Genomic DNA, 2,143 nt, shown 5'->3' with positions numbered 1-2,143 from the left:
TGCGGTGGGCGTAGGTGACCGGTCGTGGTGATTCGGCGGCGATTTCGGCGATCACGGCGGGGTCGTCGAGGGCCAGCCAGTCGACCGTGGCGGTCGGGAACGCACCGCCGGCGGTCAGGCCGGTCTTGACCTCGAGTCCGTGCGGCGGCAGCCCGTCGAGCGCGTCGGCCGGGACGACGGCGGCGCCGGTCTTGAGCACGGCCCAAGTGGCGACGACGGCGTCGATGCCGCGGTCCAGCCGCACCGCGACGCCCGCGCCGGGGCCGCAACCCCGCGCGATGAGCACCCGAGCCAAACGCGACGAGCGGGCGTCGAGATCCTGGTACGACAGCGCACTCTCGCCGGAGACCACGGCCGGTCCGTCCGGGTCGTCCTCGACCGCCGCCGCCAGCGCCTGGGTCAGCGCCGTGCCCGCGGTCGCCGTGGGCGGTTCGACGCTCACCGGCTCCGCCGCGGCCGCCATCCGCTCCCGTTCGGTGTCGTCGAGGATGTCGATGTCGCCGATGGGGGTGTGGGGGTTGGTGGCGATGGTGGTGAGGATGCGTTGGAGGCGGTGGCCGAGGGTGTGGATGGTGGTTTCGTCGAACAGGTCGGTGGCGTAGGTGAAGATGGTGTCGAGGTGGGCGGGGGTGCCGTCGGGGTGGTGGTGGGGGTTGATGTTGACTTGCAGGTCGAATTTGGCGGCGACGGTGTCGGTGTCCAGGGCGGTGACGGTGAGGCCGGGGAGTTGGAGGGTGGGTTGTTCGTTGTTCTGGAATGACAGCACGACCCCGAAGAGGGGGTTGTGGGTGGTGGCGCGGCCGGGGGCGACGATTTCGACGACGCGTTCGAAGGGGATGTCGGCGTTGGCGAAGGCGGCGAGGTCGGTTTCGCGGGTGTGGTCGATGAGTTCGGTGAAGGTGGTGGCGGGCTCGACGCGGGTGCGCAGGGTGAGGGTGTTGACGAACATGCCGACGAGGTCGTCGAGGGCGCGGTGGCCGCGTCCGGCGATGGGGGTGCCGATGGCGACGTCGGAGTCGCCGGTGAGGCGGGCCACAAGGACGGCCAGGGCGGCGTGCACGACCATGAACAGGGTGCAGTTGTGGGCGTGGGCGAGGTCGGTGAGGGCGTGGTGGACCTCGGGGGACAGCGCGAAGCCGGTGTTGGCGCCGCGCATGCTGGGGGTGGCCGGGCGGGGGCGGTCGGTGGGCAGTTCGGTGGCTGCGGTGAGGCCGGTCAGTTGGTGGCGCCAGTAGGTGAGTTGGCGGGCGGCGACGGAGGTTTCGTCGTCGTCGGTGCCGATGACCTGGCGTTGCCAGATGGCGTAGTCGGCGTATTGCACTTCCAGGGGCGCCCAGCGGGGGGAGTTGCCGCCGATGCGGGCGAGGTAGGCGGTGACCAGGTCGCGGGCCAGCGGGGCCATGGAGGCGCCGTCGGCGGCGATGTGGTGGGCCACGAACGCCAGTAGGTGTTCCTCGGGGCTGGTTTCCAGCAGCAGCGCGCGGACGGGGACTTCGGTGGTGACGTCGAATCCGGTCGACATCATGTGGGTGATGTGGGTGAGGGGGTCGTCGGTGACGAGGACCTCCAGGCCGGTGGGGAGGGCTTGGGCGACGGTGAGGATTTGTTGGCGGGGCAGGCCGGCGGGTGTGTCGGCGGGGTAGCGGGTGCGTAGCGATTCGTGGCGTTCGAGGACGTCGGCCAGTGCGTGGCGCAGCGCGGAGACGTCCAGCGCGCCGTGCAGGCGGATGGCCAGGGGGATGTTGTAGGCGGCGGAGGTGGGGTCGAATTGGTTGAGTACCCACATGCGTTGCTGGGCCAGCGACAGCGGGATGGGTTCGCTGCGTTCGACGCGTTCGAGCACGGTGCGTGCGCCGCCGCCGGCGCCGGGGACCACGCGGGCGGCCAGTTCGGCGACGGTGGGTGCTTCGAACAACTGTCGTACCGTCACGTCCGCGTCCAGGGCTTCGTTGATCCGCGCGACCACCCGGGTGGCCAGCAGCGAGTTACCGCCCAACGCGAAGAAGTCGTCGTCCAACCCGACCTCCGCCGCGCCCAGCAACCCCGCGTACACCTCCGCCACCGCCTGCTCCACCGGCGAACTCGGCGCACGGAACACCACCGACGACACGAACTCCGGCGCGGGCAACGCCCGGCGGTCGAG

The 2,143-nt window shown here is 71.0% G+C and carries 1 protein-coding gene; it reads right to left on the bottom strand.

Annotation, left to right across the window (positions count from 1 at the left end; genetic code table 11):
- Window positions 1-2,143 (bottom strand): condensation domain-containing protein (locus ACH49X_RS32870; RefSeq protein WP_357209342.1); only part of this gene is annotated, 2,143 nt, incomplete at both ends.

Origin of the sequence: Nocardia sp. NPDC019323 (assembly GCF_044389845.1) — a bacterium.
GTDB classification, from domain to species: domain Bacteria; phylum Actinomycetota; class Actinomycetes; order Mycobacteriales; family Mycobacteriaceae; genus Nocardia; species Nocardia implantans.
This window is presented reverse-complemented; position numbering and strand designations above follow the sequence as displayed.